We start from the raw sequence: 20,392 nt of genomic DNA, 5'->3' as shown, positions 1-20,392 counted from the left end.
ACCCCCGTTCTCATAGTATTTGTCGTCTAACGCTCGCACAAGTTACATCGTAATTAATGTTTTGCTTTAAAATTTCACTATGTGCCAAATACCTGTATAAACCTCCATGCAAAAAGCTTACAGGCATTGGCATTAAGTCAGCTAATACACTTTTCAAATCAATGGGTTTTTATCGGACAAAGTTAGTCAAAGGGTAAATAGAAAGTAAAGGTTGTGCCTTCTTTTAATACACTGTCGACCATAATATTCCCAGAATGAGCTTTTACAATATTTCGAGCAATGGCAAGCCCTAAACCCGTTCCCCCTTTAGAACGTGTACGCGCTTTATCTGCCTTGTAAAAACGCTCAAAAACATACGGCAAATCTTCCTGTGGAATTCCGTGGCCCGTATCCTGAACAGAGATTTTGGCAAAAGTCGGCTCCTGCTCTACTTTCACAAAGACAGAGCCTTCATCTGTATGACGCAGTGCATTATCTACTAAATTCGTTAACACTTGTTCAATACGATCCTCATCCATGCTTATTACCGCATCTTCATCAAACTCACTATTAAATAGGAGCTGCACATGCTTCTCTTTTGCTACTTGGGCAAATTTTTGTGTAATGCGCTCAAATGTCGCGTTAATCGGCACTTCATCTTTGTATAGTGTCATATGTCCAGATTCCATGCGTGCTAAATCCAATAAGTCTGTAACTAAACGTCCCATACGCTTTGATTCATCATAAATAATTTTTGTAATCTCATTACGCTCTTCTTGATCTTGAATAAAATCATCATCCATTAGTGCTTCTGAGTAGCCCTGAAGCATGGAAATAGGTGTCCGTAACTCATGTGATACATTGGCAATAAAGTCTGAGCGAAGCTTTTCTAGACGATGCTGCTCTGTCATATCACGAATAACAGCAACAGCTCCTCGTATCAATTCCCCACTATAGAGCGGACTAATCGTAAATGTATAATAATTTCCATCCATTTCAATTTCTTCTTCTAGCTTATCCTCAAACATTAATACGTGATCAAGCATATGATATAGCTCAGGTGGAATAGGCTTCGCACTTTGAGAGCCTTTATTAACAAACCATTTTTGCATTAAGCGTTCCGCAGGTGGATTGCTAAGTAAAATAGTACGATCACGATTAAACGTAATAACAGCGTCAGTCATAGAAGTTAAAATATTGGACAATTGCTCATTCTCTTGATTGATTACCTCTAAATTGTGCTTTAATTGGCGTCCCATTTGATTGAATGCAACTGCAAGCTGCCCAATTTCATCGTTTTGCGTTGTCGGCATTTTAGCCTCGAAATTCCCTTTAGCAATTTCGAACGCAAGCTCGCGCATTTTTCGTAACGGCGAAGTAATACGTGATGATAGGAAAAAGGCAAAGAATGTCGTTAACACAAAAGCAATAAACGCCGCTAAAAAGACAATTTTCGTAGTCTCTTTTGACGTTTTATGTAACGCATCTGGACTTTGGTAAATAAAGACCGCACCATGCACTTCATTTTCCACGTTTAGTGGGAAACCTAGCACGACATACGATTCCATTTTTTCTTTATCAGTCGACGATGGCATCATCATTTCCTTAATGATAGGATCATCTGATTTAAATACTTCATGGAATGCTTTATTCGCTAAAATCGCATCTTGTATTTCTTCTTTATTAACGCCTTCTTGCATCGCAAATGTTACTTCCAGATGATTAATCGCAATAAGTGCATTTGTCCCATCAGGTAAAATATCTGTTAATAATTGCGAAGTCGATTCTGCTGTCTCATTGTCGTCCACTATACTCGCTATTGTTGCAGCCGTTTGACGCAATGAAATTTCCGCTTGCTGCATGTGATAGTTTTGAAGAAATTCGAGCATTAAAACCGTGAAAACAAATAATACAAATGAAACGAGAAGCAATATGGTTACCCATAGCTTCCCGACAACACTGTTCCATATTCTATTCATTGACAACCTCAAATTTGTAGCCAACGCCCCAAACAGTGACAATCATTTTTGCAGCGTTTTCTGAAACACGATTAAGCTTCTCACGTAATCGCTTCACATGTGTATCTACTGTACGAAGATCGCCAAAGAAATCGTAATGCCAAACCTCTTTTAGTAATTGTTCACGGTCAAATACTTTGTCTGGAGATTTTGCAAGGAAATACAATAATTCATACTCTTTCGGTGTTAAGTTTACTTCGATTCCCTCTGCAGTTACACGGTGTGCATCATGATCTATCATCAAGTGTTGGAATACCACTAAATCTTTAGATGAAGATGCATTTGTTGTAGGTGAAAATGCTTGTGAGCGACGTAAAATAGCTTTTACACGTAGCACTACCTCGCGAGGACTAAATGGCTTTACAATATAATCATCTGCCCCAAGCTCGAAGCCTTGTACACGGTTTGCTTCCTCACCCTTTGCAGTTAATAAAATAATTGGCGTAGCAGCACGTTCTCTAATTTCTGCACAAACTTCTAGCCCATCTTTTTCAGGCATCATAATATCTAGTAAAATACAGTGATATTCTTTTTCTAAAGATTTCTCGATCGCTTCTTCACCATTCTCTGCTTCGTCGACTTGGTATCCTTCGCGCTCCAAATACATTTTTAATAAGCGGCGAATACGATCCTCATCGTCTACTACTAATACTGAAATATTCTCTGACACTTTCACGATCCCTCTCTTCCAAACTTTCTCTACCCTCTATTGTACATGGTACACAACGTCTTGAAAAGAAAAGAAAGCCCTTTCGCCGCAGCGAAAAGGCTTTTCGTTCCCATTGTTACGCGTAGGAGTGTAAACCCGCAAGAATTAAGTTAACAGCTATTAGGTTAAATAAAATAATACCAAAGCCGATTAATGCTAACCAAGCCGATTTTTCACCTTCCCAGCCCTTAGATAGACGTAGATGTAGGAATGCTGCATAGAATAACCATGTAATAAGAGCCCATACTTCTTTCGGGTCCCATCCCCAGAAACGACTCCATGCAAGTTGTGCCCAAATCATCGCAAAGATGAGTGCGCCTAACGTGAAAACTGGGAAACCGATAATTACAGATCGATAACCAATTTCATCTAATAATTGTAGATTTACACGTTTAACAAGCGGCTGGAATATTGCGCTAATTCGTCGACGTGCAATCAGGCGAATTAATAAGTATAGTAATGACCCTACTAATAATGACCAAACGACTGTTGTTAATTTTTTCGCATTAATGAGTGCAGGCATTTCTACTAATGGCGACATGCCATGTTCCTCAACTGCCTCATAATCGTGCATACCAAAAATCGGTGGCAAATTGTAAGTAATTTGACGAGATACACCTTCTTTATCAAGATACGTGTATTTCGATTCGTAATGCATAGCACTAAATGTAGATGACACAATAACAAACCCAATAACAACAACTAAACAGTACATAACCGCTTCAAGCCAGAAACGTTGCTTTGAAGGTTTCTTTAAATCAACTACTTTTAATAAATAAATTAATCCTGCAACTGCACTAATTGCTAATATTGATTGCCCCATTGCAGCTGTAATTACGTGAATTGTTAACCAATAACTTTGTAATGAAGGTACCAATGGACTTACTTCGCTCGGGAACATCGACGCATATGCAATAATTAAAAGCGCTACAGGTAACGCTACAAATCCTAATGCTGTCAGACGATAAATAAAGTAAATTAAAATGAATGCTGCAACGATAAACATCCCAAAAGCAGTCGTAAATTCAAACATATTACTTACAGGAGCGTGCCCTGTATGAATCCAACGTGTAATAAAATAACCAAGTTGTGCAAGGAAACCAATAATCGTAACTGTGATTGCTAGTTTACCCCATTTATCAGTATTTTTACCTGAAGCATTGGATTGTTTAATTGCACCGCCAAATAATAAGGTTGCTACTAGATAGGCTACAAATGCAACAAATAATAGATTCCCACTTAAGTCAATTAAACTCATAAGGTGTTGTCACCTTCCTTTTCATTTTTGCCACGGCTTGTGGACGCTTCGTCCTCTTCTGCGGTATCTAACTGATCTTGATATTGTGGTAGACCAGCAAATGCAGTCACGGCATCTAAATCTTTTTTCATGCTAAACATGTTTTTGTTTACGTGGGCAGCCATCAGTAATTTACCATCTGGCTCTACTTGTAACCAAAGACGACGGTGATTCCAATATGAACCAATCGCAACGCCAATCATGAAAATAATACCACCAACAAATAAAATAGGGATTGTGCGGTCTTTACGTATCGTAAAGCCTGACAAATCTCGTGTTTCTACACTTGTAAATTTCATTTTGTATTGATTTTCGCCTAGTGGTTCTAGTGTTTGTTTAATCGCAACAAAGCTTGTTTCACCCTCTGGTGTTTCTGGTGTCGTCATTTTAAATAGAAATGCTGGATTATTAGGAACAGACGTCGCAGTTTGCGGTACACCATTTTCAAAACCAGAGAAGTCTGGTGTGTAGACAAGTAGTTTAACAGATGTACCATTTCCTAAATCGTAGTCCTTTTTAGGATTTGTTAAATCGACTTCTACTGTACCCAGTGATTGCTCAGTTGTTTTATTGACTAGTTCAAAATTCATTTGCTTTAATTCATTTAGACGATAATCCATTTGATATAATGCGTAGCCTGCTTCTTTTAACGGATGGTTCACTCGAACAGAATAATCTTTTACCTTCTCTAGATTATCTATATCACCTGCGATGGCATCTTCAGGCTGTTTGTATAACGTGACATTTGTTTGGAAGTTTTTCGCAACGACGTTTACACCTTGTTTTAGCTGTTCGCCTTGTGGTGTATTATCATGTGTTTCTAAAATAAATTCATGATTTTCAATAAAATAACCTTCCATGCCAGTGATTGCACGTTTTTCACCTTCACGCACCCAAATTGATTCATCGACATAAAAACCAGGAACTAAACGCAACATAACCCCTGCTAAAAAGATAATGAGGCCTACATGATTTATGTACGGACCGTAACGAGCGAAACGTCCTTTTTCTGCTAACAAAGCACTTCCATCGCGACGAACTTTATATTTCATCTCAGTCATTTTCTTTTCGACCTTATTAAGCGTCTCTTCAGGGCTTTCCGTCACTTGCCCTTCCGCAATAATACGTTGGCGCTTCATAAAGCTTTCATGGCGCTTTACTCGTTGATTTTTCAATGATTTATAAAGTGGTATACCACGGTCAAGACTTGCAACAATAATCGAAACTGCAAGCATCCCTACTAAAATTTGGAACCACCAAGAGCTATATAAATCAGAAAGACCTAATGTATAATAGATTTTCCCTAAGAAACCATAAACATCCTCGTAATATGCTCCTTTTTCTATGTCAGAAGCTTTTACGTAAAATTCTTGCGGTAGTAACGTACCGATTGAAGCTGCTATTAACGTGATAATAATTAAAGCGATTCCAACTTTAACACTAGAGAAAAAATTCCAAATTTTATCGACAATTGTTTTGTTGTACGTTTTTGAGCGAATAGCCGTACCATCATAGCGCATATCGACAACTTTATTTTGTTTTTCTTCTTCGGTTAAAGGACGACCACATTTCTCACAGAGCTTCGTGCCAAACGGATTACTATGTCCACAAGCACAAATAATATTCTCCATCGTCAATTACCCCTCATTTTGGCTTTATTAATTCCATGTAAGAAGCGATATTCGCCTCTGTCATTTCTCCAGTAGTAATTTTAACTACCTTACCATCTGGATCAATTAAAACAGTTGCAGGTAAATTTCCAACATTATAGGCAGTCATAACACTTTTTGTTTTGTCAATTACTACAGGAAATGTAAGACCGTACTTATCGACAAAATTTTGCACTTCAAAATCTGTTTGTGCAATATTGACAGCTAATGTTTGAACACCTAGGTCTTTAAAGACTTGATATTGATTGTTCATCGCAGGCATTTCCTTCTCACATGGCTTACACCAAGTTCCCCAGAAATTCAAAAATACCCCCTGCCCTCTATAATCAGACAGTTTGTGTTTCTCTCCATTTAAATCTACTAACGTGAAGTTCGGTGCCTCAGAGCCAACTGCTACTAACTCTACCTTATCCTTTGTCGCTGTCCCGTAAACAGTGTACCCTATGGCAAGCGCCAAAATAACTAAAATAATGGTACGGGTTACAAGACGTTTTTTCTTTTTCTCCAAGTTAATAAACCCCCTACTCAAATACGCCTCGAGGTAATTATGTCGATATTTCGCCTTTTTGCAAGAAACATCTGTTATATCTCCCCGAGACTTACTTTGTTCAGCGTCTGCTGGATAAATTTAAAACTGGTGGACTATTCTCACCTATTATAGCAAAATGATACAAATTAACTTAGTTATTAATTATGAATGATTTATGAACGTTTTCACACGAGGAAAGTGAAAAACTCACTATACGGATAACCGTATGTTCACTTTCCATCGCTAATGTCCGTTTAGCCGATTTGTCCCGTTTCAGCTAACACACGCAGTTGCTTGACTTCATGTTTCGACAATTCACGGTATTCTCCTGGTGTTAAGCCATATAAATCTAAAAATGCAAAACGTTCACGTTTCAGTTTAACGACTGGTGTGCCGATTGCCTCAAACATACGACGCACTTGACGATTTCGCCCTTCGTGAATCGTAATTTCACAAATCGCCTTGCCCGCTTGCTCATCAAAAGAAGTCATACTCACTTTTGCTGGTGCTGTTTTACCATCTTCTAGTTTAATACCACGTTGCAGCTTTTTTAGCCCCTCAATTGTAGGTATACCTTTTACTCGTGCAATGTACGTTTTATCAATTTTAAATTTTGGATGCGTCAACATATAAGAAAACTCTCCATCATTTGTCAGTAATAATAATCCAGATGTATCATAATCTAGACGACCAACAGGGAAAATACGTTGCGGAATATGCTTAAATAAATCTGTGACAGTTTTGCGTCCTTTATCGTCTGTTACAGCAGAAATTGTTCCGCGTGGTTTGTATAGTAGGTAGTAGACTTTATCTTCTTTCTCAAGCTTTACACCTTCTACTTCAATTGTATCCGAGTTAGATACTTTTGTTCCTAGCTCTCTTACAACAACACCGTTTACCTTTACTTTACCTTCTACAATTAATTGCTCTGCTTTACGCCTTGAAGCGACACCAGCATAGGCAATAACTTTTTGTAATCTTTCCATTCTTTCACCTCTAGTTAAAAATGTAACCTTTTTAAGATTATTTTTCCCGTCAATCTGTGAAAATTATGTCATACTTTTGTGTAATATAAAAGAGAAACTAATTACGCATTAGTAATACGATAATTCTAAATAGTGTATTATTTGCTAGTTTTTCGATTATTTTTCTGTCCGTAGCCTAAAGATTCTTCGATATACACTATTTATTTCTAATATAGACCAATCAACAAAATGCAAATCGTATTTAGTCCGCATATTAAAAAAAAGTGCCAGGCACTCACACAATTTTTCCGCATATAGTATATTTTATAACCTAATTAAAAAAGCTGCCCTCCTTGGACAGCTTTTTAATTATTCATTTTCACTATATACATTTTCGATGGCCATGCCTTGTTTACTTAATTCATAATTAATATATGTTTTCGCTTTTGATAACTTCGACGATAAAGATTGTTCGATTGAAGAACCATCGTTTACCGTAAAAATAAGCTTATCTGGTTTTGTAACGCCATCTTTTTGCACATTTATTTGTTCGACTTTAACAATCTCATCCCAGCTTGTCGAGTCTTCTTGTAAACTAAAAAATTGATTCATATGTAAGCCTTTTTCGTCAATAATTTGATAATGATTGATACATAAAAATAAGATTACAAGAACGAGCAGCCAAGATGTTCCAACGATCGTTCGTTGTACATATCTTCCCTTTTTCGTAGTTGTAGTAATCAAAATATTTATTAATAGAATTATGGCCATTGCAATTAAGGCAAACATTAAAATAATATATGCTTTAAAAACGGTCTCAAAAAGGTAAAATTCTTGCGGTCGATAAAGTAACTCCTGAATGGGAAATAACAAAATAAAGGGTGCTGTAAAGCTTGAAAGAAATAAAATAATGATGATAGCGATTTGCGTTTGCTTACGATTTTTTTCACTAGTAGCGATAATTGTTTACCTCCTAATGCTTCTCTATTACAACTCTCATTATTTTACACTATTTACAATAAATATAAAATACTTTCAAGTAAACAATTCACCCTATCAGTCATTATAAAAAATCAGCGCATCGCTTTTAACGATCCGCTGATTCTACTTTTACAGGCGTTGCATAAATACGCTCTTCCCCAATAAATATCGAAAGCACTGCTTCCTTTCTTTTTCTGGATACCTGAAGTACTTGCCTAACTATCTTTTTTTCCTCTTTGTTTAATTGCAATTGAATTGGTTGCTCTAGACGGATAGCCAGTTTATTGTTGACATTGTATTTGCCCTTTTTCACAACTGTCTCCATATCATAATTTTGCCAAACCTCATTTGCTAAACCTCGATGGATATTCCAGTCATCCGATGCATTTAAAGTGACTACAATACATGTTTGCCCATCTTTATGAAAAGCGGTTGCCAATGTTCTTCCTGCTACCTTTGTAAATCCAGTTTTTCCAGCAAAAGCCGTACCCGTTGCTGATTTTAATGAACTAACAGGTTGCTCTGTTTCATCATCTATATCTGCCGCGACTCCTGAGCCTTCTCGTAATAAGCGGTGTTTATTTTCCCAAAGCATGCCGTTTTCTGTGTCAGCTCGATAAAGGATAGTAGATGCAATTTTTTCAAACGTTTTGTTTTGAAGTGCTAATCTCAACATCTCAGCTGTATCCCTTGCAGATGATAAATGCTCGTCATGATGCAAGCCAGATGGATTCATAAAAACTGTATTTGTGAGACCAGCAATGACCGCTCGTTCGTTCATTAATTTGACAAAGCCTTCAACTGAACCGCCAGCATGTTCAGCTAATGCTGTTGCAGCATCATTGCCCGATCGCAGCATTAAGCCATAGAGCAAAGTTTCAACTGTTACCGTCTCACCCGCTTGCAGATAAATAGAAGAGCCTTCAGCCATTGCAGCCCTTGGAGAAATTACTACCTCATCTTGTAAATCACTGTTTTCAATAGCAACGAGAGCTGTCCAAATTTTTGTTAAGCTTGCGATTGGGAGCCTTGCATCACTATTAGTACCTGATAATACACGACCTGTGTCGCCGTCTAACACAACATGGCCGCTTCCGCCTCTTGCCAAACCGTTTTGTGGAAAAACTAAAATCCCCACTACAATCATGCACAACAATACTCGTAGTAACCGTAGCAACAAGCCACTCCTTATTATAAGTGATAGATAAGTATAACGATGAACCTAAAAAGGAAAGCGATTAGCACATTTCCTCAATTACTTAACGCCGTTAAAAGTTTCTTGGAATTTGGTCATAAATAAATCCGTTTCTTGCTCTGCATCTCCATTTTCCTCCTCAGGTAATGGAGGCATTTCTTCAATACTATTTAAGCCAAAGTAATTTAAGAACTCTTTCGTTGTACCATATAAAATAGCACGTCCAGTTCCTTCTGAACGGCCAACCTCTTTCACTAGCCCTCTGGAAGCGAGTGTTTGCAGTGGGCGTTCACATTTTACGCCACGTAAATCTTCAATTGCCACCCTTGTAATAGGTTGTTTATACGCCACTATAGCCAACACTTCTAAGGATGCCTGAGATAATGATTGTGCAGTGGGATTCTCAACTAATTTTTGAATCGTATCTGCAAGCTCTTGCTTTGTAATTAACTGATAAACACCAGCCATTTCTTTAATTGTAATTCCTCTATTTTCATCTTTCTCATATGCTGCACATAAAGCATCCATAGCTTGTGCAACTACTTCCTCTGCATCACCAAGTAGCTGTGCTAATTGCTTAATCGTTAAGCCATCGTCACCCACAACAAATAATAAAGCTTCAATTCTACTTTGTAGGATCATTGTTTTCGTCATCATCCCATTCCTCCTTCTGTAATGTGACCGTTAGTTCTTCAAAATTACCATCTTGCTCAACAAGGACAATCTGACGTTTCATCAGTTCCAGCAGTGATAAAAACGTTAAAATCAATGTTGGTTTATCCTCATAGGGAAAAAGCTCGAAAAATGACGCACGTCCACCTGTGGAACGTAAAGAATTCACAACAGAACGCATTTGATCCTTAACGGAGCGCTCCTGTCTCGTGACAGTTGTTTTCAATGGCTTTTTCAATTTTTTTCTGCGCATCAGCTTTTGGAAGGCGCCAAGCATATCATATATATTGACATTCATATCGAACAACGCCATTTGTTCATCTGAAGCCAATCCCGATAAATCTGAAGGTGGTCTTGTAAACACCTGCGCTCTATCCGATTCAAGCTCCTGTAGATTGCCTGCCGCTTCTTTATATTTTTTATATTCTATTAAACGTTGCACCAGTTCCTCACGAGGGTCAGGTCCATCGACTTCAATTTCCGCATCCTCTAGCTCTCCTTCATGTATCGGTAGGAGCATACGGCTTTTAATGGCTAAAAGTGTAGCAGCCATCACTAAATACTCACTCGCCTCATTTAATTCCAGAACCTGCATTGCATGAATATGATCTATATATTGTTGCGTAATTTCTGCCATTGGAATATCATAGATATCAATTTCCAATCTGTGAATTAAGTGCAATAATAGATCAAGAGGTCCTGAAAAGGCTTCTAATTTTACTTCATAAGACATTATTTTACCACCCTGATATTCAATGTTCTTTTAGTATAGTGGAAAGGAGTCCAAAATGCATCCACAGCACCATACTTTATTTATAGATTACTGTGCCTATTTCAATGGCAATGGGGATTTTTTTGAATGCCATGAAGTACTTGAGGAATATTGGAAGGACCTCGCGCCTGGCAATAAAAATCATCCTCTTGTAGGTTATGTTCAATTAGCGACAGGATTATATCATTGGCGTCGCGGCAACGCAACGGGTGCTTTCAAAATCCTACATAAAGCACTCAACAATTTTCAACTTAATAAAGGCAATGTATTTTTTAATGAAATAGACTACACCACTCTTCTCGCACAATTAACGGAAACACTAGACCATATTCAAACAGGCAAGTCCTTTCAAGCGTTTCAATTACCGCTAATGCCTGCTTTACATGATTTAGTGATGGCACGCATATTGCTTTTACCTGAAAGTAGCTCTGACTATCTTCTTCATAAACATATGCTACGTGATCGCTCACATATTCTTGCTGAGCGGCAAGAAAGCAAACAAAGAAAAAGCAGACGTTAATTTTCGTCTGCTTTTTCTTCATTACATTGTATACATTTTTGCACAAATTCACGGGTTTCATCCGTTGCACGTACTTGTTCGTACTGACCAAGATCTGCTACTTCTTGTAGCATCTCTTTAGCCACACCTTCACCTCTATAGGATGGAACTACAGAGACGTGCTGAATAGTTGCCGTGTTATTGTCTACTACAAGCCCGACGATCCCAACATACTCATCGTTCTTTTTCCATAAATATAATACCCAATTCTCATCATTTTCATAAGATTGGATTGTCTCTGTGAGCTTTTTAATGTCTTTTTCGTTAGGCATAAACGAGAGTAGCCCCATCGCTATTTTCTCGAAAGCTTTTTTATATCGAATTAACATAATTGTCTATTCCCTCTTTTTCTAGCTGTACATAATCTTTGACTATCCTACACGATTTGTACTATTACCGCAAGCCAATTTCTGTCTTACGAACCAGGGCCGAGAATACCTTTTGATGCTAACACCCAATAGACAACGCCCCACAATAAAATAAATGTCGTCATGGACGCTAATAAAACCCACTTATTTTTTCTCAAATTCATTCACCCTTTTTTAACGTTAACGGGAGATCATTTTGTACAATATCTTCATAACTTTCACGTTTAATAGCTAATTGGTGCTGTCCATTTTCTACAAATACCACCGCTGGACGTGGTACACGATTGTAGTTGCTCGCCATCGAATAGCCATATGCCCCAGTACAGAAGATTGCTAGTACATCACCTGAAGCTGCTTCTTGTAATTTTGCATCGATAATCAATTTATCGCCCGATTCACAAAGTTTTCCAGCTACAGTGTACGTCTCTTCTTTTGGTGCATTGGCTTTACTTGCAATAACCGCCTCGTATTTCGCATCGTAGAGTGCAGGACGAATATTGTCACTCATTCCGCCATCAACTGCAATGTAGTTACGTACATCTGGTACTGTTTTTTGAGAACCAATTGTATAAAGTGATGTGCCTGCATCGCCAACAAGTGAACGACCTGGTTCAATCCAGATTTCTGGCATCGTTAGACCAAGTACTGTTGCTTTGTTTTTCACAACTGTAATCATATCCTCAACATATACTTGTGGCTCAAGCGGTGCATCTTCTTCTGTATAGCGAATACCAAAGCCCCCACCTAAGTTTAACACAGTACACGTAAAACCGTGAGTCTTGTTCCAACTAGAAATTTTGTCGATTAATTTTTCTCCCGCTAAACCAAAGCCCGCTGTGTCAAAGATTTGAGAACCAATATGGCAGTGTAAGCCTAAAAGTTGTAAGTATTCATGTTTAAATGTTTGCTCAAACGCTTCATCTGCTTGGCCGTTATTTAAATCAAAGCCAAATTTAGAATCTGCTTGCCCTGTCGTAATGAAATCATGTGTATGTGCCTCAACACCTGGTGTGACACGCAACAAAATACGCATGTTTTGCTGACGGCGCTCTGAAATTTCTTTTAAAAGCTTAATTTCATAGAAGTTATCTACTACAATACAACCAATTTTTGAGTCAAAGGCTAGCTCTAATTCTGCAATACTTTTATTATTGCCATGGAAGTGAATGCGCTCTGCTGGGAATCCTGCTTTTAATGCTGTAAATAATTCTCCACCCGAGACAACATCCAATGATAGATTTTCCTCTGCTGCTAATTGGTACACCGCTACACATGCAAATGCTTTTGAAGCATAAGCTACTTCTGCCTTTACACCTAGTTTTTTGAATGTATCGATAAAGCCGCGTGCGCGTTTACGTATAAGCGCTGTATCGTACACAAAAAGTGGTGTACCGTATACTTTTGCAAGCTCTAGTGTGTCTACTTGTCCTATTGTTAAATGTCCATCTTCAGAAATCGCTTGTGTTCCATATAAATGCATTTGCATCTCTCCCTTTTTCACGTTTCCATTTTGTGAATTTGCGCCTCGTGGTATGTTTAAAAACCTAGTTTAAAAACATCTCCATCGAGGCATTATTTTTCATTAGCAAGACCATTACATGTTGGCATGCTAACAAAAGTAATTTTTGCAAAAATCACAAAATACTATAGGTGAACTTTATCACATGAAAAAAGTGAGTGCAACGGCTCCTATGATCTTTTTCGCTGTTTGGAATCGACGATAAATGGTCTTAATGCATCCGACGTCATTGGGAAACGGATAATTACCCGAAGCATTGCTGTCGGGAAAAATGGTACGAGCGGCCATAAATACGGCGCTTGTAACGGACGCAATGAACATAAATACGTAAATAATATAAATATCCCAATGAATAATCCATCCGCCCCCCAAATGCCAGTCATAAGGAGCAAGAAAATCCTAAAGAGCTTAATGGAAATACTTAGCTCATAAGATGGAATAATAAATGTAAATATTGCTCCTACGGCTGTATATAACACAACTTCCGATGAGAAAACACCAACATCGATGGCGATTTGTCCAATGATGACCCCTGCTACTAATCCCATTGCAGTGGATAATGGCGTAGGGGTATGAATGGCGGCCATCCTTAAAAATTCAATTCCTATATCAGCTATTAGGATTTGCAGTAATATTGGAATATGTGATTTTTCCTGACTACCTAAAAAGGACAAGGAATCAGGTAATAACGATTCGTTCGTTACAAATAAATACCATAATGGTAATAATAGTAACCCCATAACCGTTCCGAAATAACGCATAAAACGAACAAATGTCCCAACGATTGGCGCTTGTCTGTATTCTTCAGCATGCTGCAATAAATGAAAAATTGTAATAGGTACTAAAATAACAGAAGGTGACGTGTCCACCATGATGGCCACATGCCCCTCTAATAAATGAGCAGCGACAATGTCAGGTCGTTCTGTATAACGAACAAATGGTATGGGGTGGAACTTTTGCTTAAATAGCCACTCCTCTAGAGATTTATCGGCCATCGTCAAACCATCATGATTAATTTGACCAAGACGCTGTCGCAATTTATCGAGCATTTCCTCATTTGCAATATCCTTCATAAACGCAATTGCGACATCGGTCTGACCGATTTTGGATATTTTATGTAGCTCGAAGCGTAAATTACTGTTGCGAATGCGTCGACGCACTAAAGCTGTATTTTGTGAAATCCCTTCCGTAAAGCCATCCCTTGAACCACGTATTACCTTTTCATTATCAGGCTCCTCAGGTGATCGCCCTGGATAATTTCGGAGCTCAGCAACATAACAGTAACCACTTTTCGTAATAAATGTTACTTGTCCACTTAAAATGGCGAGCAGGTAGGCTTTACGCTCTGTTTCTTCAGAACGGCCATGGAAGTTAAAAAGTGTTTCAAAATATTCTTTCTCATCGTCAATATCGATGTCTTCTTCAGGTAACATACTTGATAGTAACTGTGTTAAGGTTTCCCCATCTACAAGTCCACTAATATATGCACAAAGAACCGGCAAATCTTTGACAAATAAATGCTTAATGCCAACGTCAAATGATTCGCCGTCCCCAAATTGCTCTTTAAGAAAATCTTCGGCTTCTTCTAAGCTGTTAAATAGTTTATTTGTCATGCTGTCACCATTTTCTTAGATGTCTTTTTCTACTCCATGCTCAACTGTGGCACTTGTGGCCATCCAGCTTTTTAACTGCGCTAAAATCTTTTTCTCTAAACGAGATACTTGTACTTGTGAAATACCAAGCCTGTTGGCTATTTCCGTTTGTGTACAATCTGAAAAATAGCGTAAATAAATAATGGATTGCTCTCGAGGATCTAATCTTGTAAGCACTTCTTTGAGCGGAATATATTCAAATGGTTGCTCAGACTTTTCATCCTTCATTTGGTCCATTAACGTAATGGAATCCCCTTCACTTTCATACAATTGCTCATGTAAGGAAGCAGGATCCCTTAATGCATCCGAAGCAGTGACGATTTCCTCCGTCGACACCCCAAGTACTTGTGCTAAATCTTGAATGGTCGGTGGATGCTCATTGTTCTTAATAAATTCGTCAGTTGCATGGCGTATTTTAAAGTTAAGCTCACGAATAGAGCGGCTAACCTTCACCATGCCATCATCTCTTAAGAACCGCTGTATTTCACCGATAATCATCGGCACCGCATATGTGGAAAACTTCACATCGTATGCTAAATCAAACTTATCTACAGATTTCATAAGCCCTATACAGCCAATTTGAAATAAATCTTCGAGCTCCACGCCCCTTGTAGTGAAGCGTTGGACGATGGACCATACAAGTCTCGTATTCCCCTCAATCATTCGTTTACGAGCTTCATGGTCGCCCTGTTGTGAACGCGCAATTAAATCACGCATTTCCTCCTGTGACAAAAGCTTATCGGACGACTGTTCTATCGGCTTCACGATAGCAACCTCACATTACCGCTGTGCGAACCGAGTAAAATTTTTTCGTAAACGTTACTGTTGTGCCTTGTTGCCATTGAGACATGACTGTCAGCTGATCTGAAAAGCTATCCATAATTGTAAAGCCCATTCCCGAACGTTCCATTGCACTTTTCGTTGTAAACAAAGGTTCCATTGCTTGACTTACATCTGCAATACCAACCCCTTTATCCATTACAGATACGGTTACAATATCATCCTCACGTTTTGCATGGACTGTAACAACACCTTTACCATCCTCTTCATAACCGTGGATAATCGCATTGGAAACAGCTTCCGAGACAACTGTTTTAAATTCTGATAGCTCATCAATTGTTGGGTCTAATTGTGCGATAAAGCCTGTAATGGCCACACGTGCCAAAGCTTCATTTTCGCTAATTGCTAAAAAAGTTAATGTCATTTCGTTATCCATTTACAATCCCCCTAACTCGATCAATCGCTTCTTCCTCTGTTGCATCCATCATCCACGGCCCTAAACCAGAAAATTGAAATACTTTTCGCATTGTCGGCGATGGATTTAATAAAATTGTTCGTCCAGCCACTGCTTCTAATTCACGCATTCGACCAAGGACAAGGCCAACACCTGAACTATCCATAAACGATAGTCGTTCAAAATTCCAAATGATGGTCGTTACTGCGCCTTGAAATATTGCTGCAGAAATTTTAGCTCGAATTTGCTCTACTGCATGATGATCGAGCTCCCCAAATAAACGTACAACCACTGTCTCTCTTGTTACCATTTCTAATTGAAAATGCATGAACATCGCCTCCTCCTCGTGCAATTCCACATTCCTTTTGACAAATCCTTGCTGTTGACAGAACTAGTGCCAAGTCTTTCGAAATAGTGTAAAATCGACATTCTTATTGCTTTAAGGTTATGTGCAGTATGGGATAAATAAGAAAGTTTTAAACGTGGTCTACATTTTTTGTAAGTGTAACTGTGAAGGATGCTTTTTTATGTAGTTATTTAGTAAAAAGGCAACCGAAAAACAAAAGAAAAAGTGTTCGATTGACGGCCGTCAATCGAACACTTTTTGCGTTGTCGTTGATGTTTTCTAAAGCGGATGTTCCCGTATAGAGGCCCGCCTTTTCTATCTTCAACTCATGTATTCTTTTTATTTGATTAATTAAGCAATTGTATAAGCTTGCTGTACTTTATCAACTGTTTCCTCGTTGATTTCACTGTTTGAATAAAGATATGCTATCGTTTCGCCAGTTGATACACGGTCACCTTTTTTCGCAACTAGCTGAATGCCCGCATCATAATCAAGAGCAGATTCCTTCGTTAAGCGACCTGCGCCGAGACTTACGCTTGCTTCACCGATCATCAATGCATTAATAGACTCTACAACGCCATCAGAAGCCGCTGTGACAGCAATTTTATGAGCAGTATCATTTTGCACGATATCCGCTAAATCTCCGCCTTGTGCCACAATAAACTCCTCAAACTTAGCAGCTGCTGTGCCATCCTCCAGCACTTTTTTGACTGCCGCATTTGCTGTTGTTTCATCTACTCCTGCTGCAATCTGATACATAAGTGAGGAAATAATGATACACTCCTCTAGTAAATCAGCATGTGTCTCTTCTAAGCGACCACTTAGTAAAGCATAAGCTTCTACTACTTCAAGCTTGTTACCAATCATTTTTCCTAGTGGATTATCCATATCACTAATATGCGCGACTACTTTACGCCCTAGTTTTTCACCAATCGCTGTCATCGCCTCAGCTAATTTTTTAGCTTCTTCTTCCGTTTTCATAAATGCACCAGAGCCACATTTCACATCTAGCACAATGCCATCTGCGCCACTTGCAATTTTTTTACTCATAATAGACGCAGCAATTAACGGAATAGAATCGACCGTACCCGTTACATCACGCAATGCATAAAGTTTTTTGTCCGCTGGCACAAGATTACCCGTTTGACCAGCAACAGCAATTTTATGTTTATTAACATTATCAATAAATTCTTGTGAAGACAGCTCTGTTTTTAAGCCTCGAATCGATTCTAGTTTGTCAATTGTACCACCTGTAATACCAAGGCCTTTACCACTAAACTTCGCCACTGGAATGTCTAGTGAAGCAATGATTGGCGTAACGATTAACGTTACTTTGTCACCGACACCACCTGTTGAATGCTTATCTATTTTAAAGCCTTCAATCGAAGTTAAATCAATGACATCTCCAGATTCAATCATTGCCTTCGTTAAATAAAACGTTTCTTCATCTGTCATACCGATTAAACGAATGGCCATTAATAAAGAGCTAGCTTGATAATCCGGAATAGAACCTTTTGTATAGCCTTCAACAAAGTATTGGATATCTGCCTGCGAAAGCTCCTTACCTTGTTTTTTCTTTTCAAATAGTTGCACCATATTCATCGAAAATTCCTCCTTATTTTAAATCGTTTAAGAAACTTTTACCGAATGGTGGTGCTTCTACATTGAAGTTTTCAGCGACAGTTGCGGCAATATCTGCAAAAGTCTCACGTAGAGCTAGCTCGCTACCACCTTTAAAACGTGGTGAATAGATAATTAATGGTACATATTCACGTGTATGATCTGTGCCAGGGAATGTCGGATCATTTCCGTGGTCAGCCGTAATCATCAGTAAATCATCTTCTGTCATTGCCTCTAAAATTTCAGGAAGGCGTGCATCAAATTCTTGTAATGCATTACCATAGCCAAGTGGATCACGGCGATGGCCAAAGTTTGCATCGAAATCTACTAAATTTAAGAAGCTAATCCCGTGGAAATCACGACGTGCAACTTTTGCAAATTGATCCATACCGTCCATATTATTTTTTGTGCGTACTGCATCCGTAACACCTTCACCATTGAAAATATCAGAAATTTTACCGATTGCAATGACGTCTAACCCTGCATCCTTTAATGCATTCATCGTTGTGCGACCAAATGGCTTTAACGCATAATCATGACGATTTGGCGTACGTGTAAAGTTGCCTGGTGTACCGATAAATGGTCGAGCAATTACGCGTCCTACTAAGTACTCTGGCTGCAATGTTAACTCACGTGCAATTTCGCAAATTTTATATAGCTCTTCAAGTGGAATGATTTCTTCATGTGCTGCAATTTGTAATACAGGGTCAGCAGATGTATAGACAATAATTGCCCCTGTGTCCATATGTTCCTGTCCAAAGTCATCAATCACTTGCGTGCCACTTGCTGGCTTATTACATAGAACTTTTCGTCCTGTACGTTGCTCAAGCTCCGCAATCAGTTCAGCAGGGAATCCTTCAGGATACACTTTAAATGGTTTATCGATGTTAAGACCCATAATCTCCCAGTGCCCTGTCATTGTGTCTTTCCCAACAGATGCTTCCTGCATTTTACCGTAGTATGCTTTTGGTGCATCTACTGCTTGCATTCCTTGAAGTGGCTCAATATTTGCTAAGCCAAACGATTCCATATTGGGCATTGTAAGCCCATTCATTTTTTCAGCGATGTGGCCTAATGTATGAGCGCCTACATCTCCAAATTGAGCTGCGTCTGGTGCCTCACCAATCCCAACTGAATCCATTACAACGACATGGATTTTTTTAAATGGTTTATTCATAATTGTTGCCTCCTAATCTCACGACTCCATTTTACCAAAAACAAGCTAAAGGATAAAGGTCAGACATCCGACTAAGGTAAATATTTATTCTTTTATACGGGGTAGAGACTCTATCCATCACTTATTTTTGCGTTAAGCACGTGGATGGTACTGCTTATATACTTCCGATAGTCTCGTTTTACTAATGTGTGTATAAATTTGGGTTGTAGAAATATCTGCATGACCTAACATCTCTTGTACTGCACGTAAATCTGCCCCATTTTCCACTAAATGGGTAGCAAAGGAATGTCGTAAAGTATGTGGTGTTAGTTCCTGCTGGATGCCTGCCTTTAATGCGTGCTCCTTCATTAATTTCCAACAACCTTGTCTAGTTAAACGTTTTCCACGTTGATTTATAAAAAATGCATCTGTTTTTGGATATTTCCCTTGTAATGTTCCTCTTGCGCAATCTAAATAAACACTTAAAGCAGACAGAGCGCTTTTTCCTAGTGGAATGATACGTTCCTTGCCGCCCTTTCCAAACACACGCACAAAGCCCATTGTCAAATGAATATCAGCTAAATCAAGTGCAATTAGCTCACTAATACGCATACCAGAGCCATATAACAGCTCTAGCATCGCCACATCACGAATACCCTGCGGCTTACTGCGGTTCGGTGCTGCCAGTAAAGCTTCAATTTCTTCAATAGAAAGTACGTTCGGAAGTTTTTGTTCAATCGTTGGCATTTCTAAATGGACTGTAGGATCAGATTCTGTTCGCTTTTCTCGAAGTAAAAATTGGTGAAAACTACGAATGGACGAAATATGGCGTGCAATTGTACGGCTTGTCTTTCCTTGCATGCGTAGTTGCTCTAAATGCCGTAATATAGTTGTCCGTTCTACTTTGCGAAAATCGGACATTCCTTCAGCTTCTTGTAAAAAATGAACATAGTTTTCTAAGTCTCGGCGATAGGATGCTAATGTATTAACGGATAATTGCCGCTCTACCTGGATAAAATGGATATAATCCTCTATTGCATATTGAAATTCATTCATCACAACGCCCCCTAACTGTCAATTATTCTCTATTTTAGCACGCCTATAAAAAAAGTGCGAAAGGGCTCACTTCAATCGAATTGACTAGTTTAATA

At 38.7% G+C, this 20,392-nt stretch carries 20 protein-coding genes; 1 reads left to right on the top strand and 19 read right to left on the bottom strand.

Annotated elements, in window-relative coordinates:
• Nucleotides 1-182: 182 nt before the first annotated feature.
• From FH508_RS06820 to FH508_RS06775, 10 genes are all read right to left on the bottom strand, one after another.
• Nucleotides 183-1,958 (bottom strand): ATP-binding protein, encoded by a 1,776-nt coding sequence (locus tag FH508_RS06820; protein ID WP_173478273.1) that lies wholly within the window; start codon nucleotides 1,956-1,958, stop codon nucleotides 183-185.
• Nucleotides 1,951-2,667 carry a response regulator transcription factor gene (locus tag FH508_RS06815; RefSeq protein WP_024361488.1) on the bottom strand — a complete coding sequence of 239 codons (717 nt, stop codon included), beginning with the start codon at nucleotides 2,665-2,667 and terminating at the stop codon, nucleotides 1,951-1,953. Before FH508_RS06815 ends, FH508_RS06820 begins: the two co-directional genes overlap by 8 nt.
• A 115-nt stretch (nucleotides 2,668-2,782) precedes the next feature.
• A complete protein-coding gene (gene ccsB, locus FH508_RS06810; RefSeq protein ID WP_173478272.1) occupies nucleotides 2,783-3,964 on the bottom strand; it encodes a c-type cytochrome biogenesis protein CcsB in 1,182 nt (393 codons plus the stop codon).
• Nucleotides 3,961-5,634, bottom strand: coding sequence for a cytochrome c biogenesis protein ResB (locus FH508_RS06805; RefSeq protein WP_173478271.1), 1,674 nt, complete (start codon nucleotides 5,632-5,634; stop codon nucleotides 3,961-3,963). Before FH508_RS06805 ends, ccsB begins: the two co-directional genes overlap by 4 nt.
• 13 nt (nucleotides 5,635-5,647) lie before the next feature.
• Nucleotides 5,648-6,181 carry a thiol-disulfide oxidoreductase ResA gene (resA, locus tag FH508_RS06800; protein ID WP_173478270.1) on the bottom strand — a complete coding sequence of 178 codons (534 nt, stop codon included), beginning with the start codon at nucleotides 6,179-6,181 and terminating at the stop codon, nucleotides 5,648-5,650.
• Between the two features lie 275 nt (nucleotides 6,182-6,456).
• The gene (locus FH508_RS06795) at nucleotides 6,457-7,188 is read right to left on the bottom strand and encodes a pseudouridine synthase (RefSeq protein WP_173478269.1); all 732 of its coding nucleotides are present in this window, start codon (nucleotides 7,186-7,188) and stop codon (nucleotides 6,457-6,459) included.
• Between the two features lie 348 nt (nucleotides 7,189-7,536).
• Complete coding sequence (locus FH508_RS06790) at nucleotides 7,537-8,040, bottom strand: hypothetical protein (protein WP_228134422.1); 504 nt, start codon at nucleotides 8,038-8,040, stop codon at nucleotides 7,537-7,539.
• Between the two features lie 214 nt (nucleotides 8,041-8,254).
• On the bottom strand, nucleotides 8,255-9,325 hold the full coding sequence (locus FH508_RS06785; RefSeq protein ID WP_139859744.1) for a D-alanyl-D-alanine carboxypeptidase family protein: 1,071 nt from the start codon (nucleotides 9,323-9,325) through the stop codon (nucleotides 8,255-8,257).
• A 78-nt stretch (nucleotides 9,326-9,403) separates the two neighbouring features.
• On the bottom strand, nucleotides 9,404-9,997 hold the full coding sequence (scpB, locus tag FH508_RS06780; protein ID WP_139859748.1) for an SMC-Scp complex subunit ScpB: 594 nt from the start codon (nucleotides 9,995-9,997) through the stop codon (nucleotides 9,404-9,406).
• A complete protein-coding gene (locus tag FH508_RS06775) occupies nucleotides 9,969-10,748 on the bottom strand; it encodes a segregation/condensation protein A (protein WP_139859742.1) in 780 nt (259 codons plus the stop codon). The genes scpB and FH508_RS06775 overlap by 29 nt, the downstream gene beginning before the upstream one ends.
• 55 nt (nucleotides 10,749-10,803) lie before the next feature.
• On the opposite strand from FH508_RS06775, the gene FH508_RS06770 reads away from it, so the two are divergent.
• Nucleotides 10,804-11,307 (top strand): DUF309 domain-containing protein, encoded by a 504-nt coding sequence (locus tag FH508_RS06770; RefSeq protein ID WP_173478267.1) that lies wholly within the window; start codon nucleotides 10,804-10,806, stop codon nucleotides 11,305-11,307.
• Here FH508_RS06770 and FH508_RS06765 read toward each other — a convergent pair.
• The 9 genes from FH508_RS06765 to xerD all read right to left on the bottom strand — a co-directional run bounded on the left by FH508_RS06765 (nucleotide 11,304) and on the right by xerD (nucleotide 20,297).
• The gene (locus tag FH508_RS06765) at nucleotides 11,304-11,675 is read right to left on the bottom strand and encodes a GNAT family N-acetyltransferase (RefSeq protein ID WP_139859738.1); all 372 of its coding nucleotides are present in this window, start codon (nucleotides 11,673-11,675) and stop codon (nucleotides 11,304-11,306) included. The two genes, FH508_RS06770 and FH508_RS06765, sit on opposite strands and share 4 nt — an antisense overlap.
• 199 nt (nucleotides 11,676-11,874) lie before the next feature.
• Nucleotides 11,875-13,194, bottom strand: a complete 1,320-nt coding sequence (lysA, locus tag FH508_RS06760; protein ID WP_173478266.1) for a diaminopimelate decarboxylase — start codon at nucleotides 13,192-13,194, stop codon at nucleotides 11,875-11,877.
• Nucleotides 13,195-13,403: 209 nt separating this feature from the next.
• On the bottom strand, nucleotides 13,404-14,846 hold the full coding sequence (locus FH508_RS06755) for a spore germination protein (protein ID WP_173478265.1): 1,443 nt from the start codon (nucleotides 14,844-14,846) through the stop codon (nucleotides 13,404-13,406).
• Nucleotides 14,847-14,861: 15 nt separating this feature from the next.
• Nucleotides 14,862-15,650: a SigF/SigG family RNA polymerase sporulation sigma factor gene (locus tag FH508_RS06750; protein ID WP_173478264.1), complete on the bottom strand. Its 789-nt coding sequence runs from the start codon at nucleotides 15,648-15,650 to the stop codon at nucleotides 14,862-14,864.
• A gap of 10 nt (nucleotides 15,651-15,660) precedes the next feature.
• On the bottom strand, nucleotides 15,661-16,101 hold the full coding sequence (spoIIAB, locus tag FH508_RS06745) for an anti-sigma F factor (protein WP_173478263.1): 441 nt from the start codon (nucleotides 16,099-16,101) through the stop codon (nucleotides 15,661-15,663).
• Entirely contained in the window at nucleotides 16,094-16,447 is a 354-nt protein-coding gene (gene spoIIAA, locus FH508_RS06740) for an anti-sigma F factor antagonist (RefSeq protein ID WP_173478262.1), read from the bottom strand. Before spoIIAA ends, spoIIAB begins: the two co-directional genes overlap by 8 nt.
• Nucleotides 16,448-16,816: 369 nt before the next feature.
• On the bottom strand, nucleotides 16,817-18,067 hold the full coding sequence (locus FH508_RS06735) for a thymidine phosphorylase (protein ID WP_173478261.1): 1,251 nt from the start codon (nucleotides 18,065-18,067) through the stop codon (nucleotides 16,817-16,819).
• A 13-nt stretch (nucleotides 18,068-18,080) separates the two neighbouring features.
• The gene (deoB, locus tag FH508_RS06730) at nucleotides 18,081-19,262 is read right to left on the bottom strand and encodes a phosphopentomutase (protein WP_173478260.1); all 1,182 of its coding nucleotides are present in this window, start codon (nucleotides 19,260-19,262) and stop codon (nucleotides 18,081-18,083) included.
• Between the two features lie 132 nt (nucleotides 19,263-19,394).
• The gene (xerD, locus tag FH508_RS06725; protein WP_173478259.1) at nucleotides 19,395-20,297 is read right to left on the bottom strand and encodes a site-specific tyrosine recombinase XerD; all 903 of its coding nucleotides are present in this window, start codon (nucleotides 20,295-20,297) and stop codon (nucleotides 19,395-19,397) included.
• Nucleotides 20,298-20,392 lie beyond the last annotated feature (95 nt).

This window comes from Lysinibacillus sp. CD3-6 (assembly GCF_006351725.2).
In the GTDB taxonomy this organism is placed as follows: domain Bacteria; phylum Bacillota; class Bacilli; order Bacillales_A; family Planococcaceae; genus Lysinibacillus.
Note: the sequence above shows the minus strand (reverse complement) of the source record. Positions and strands in the feature narration are given on the sequence as shown.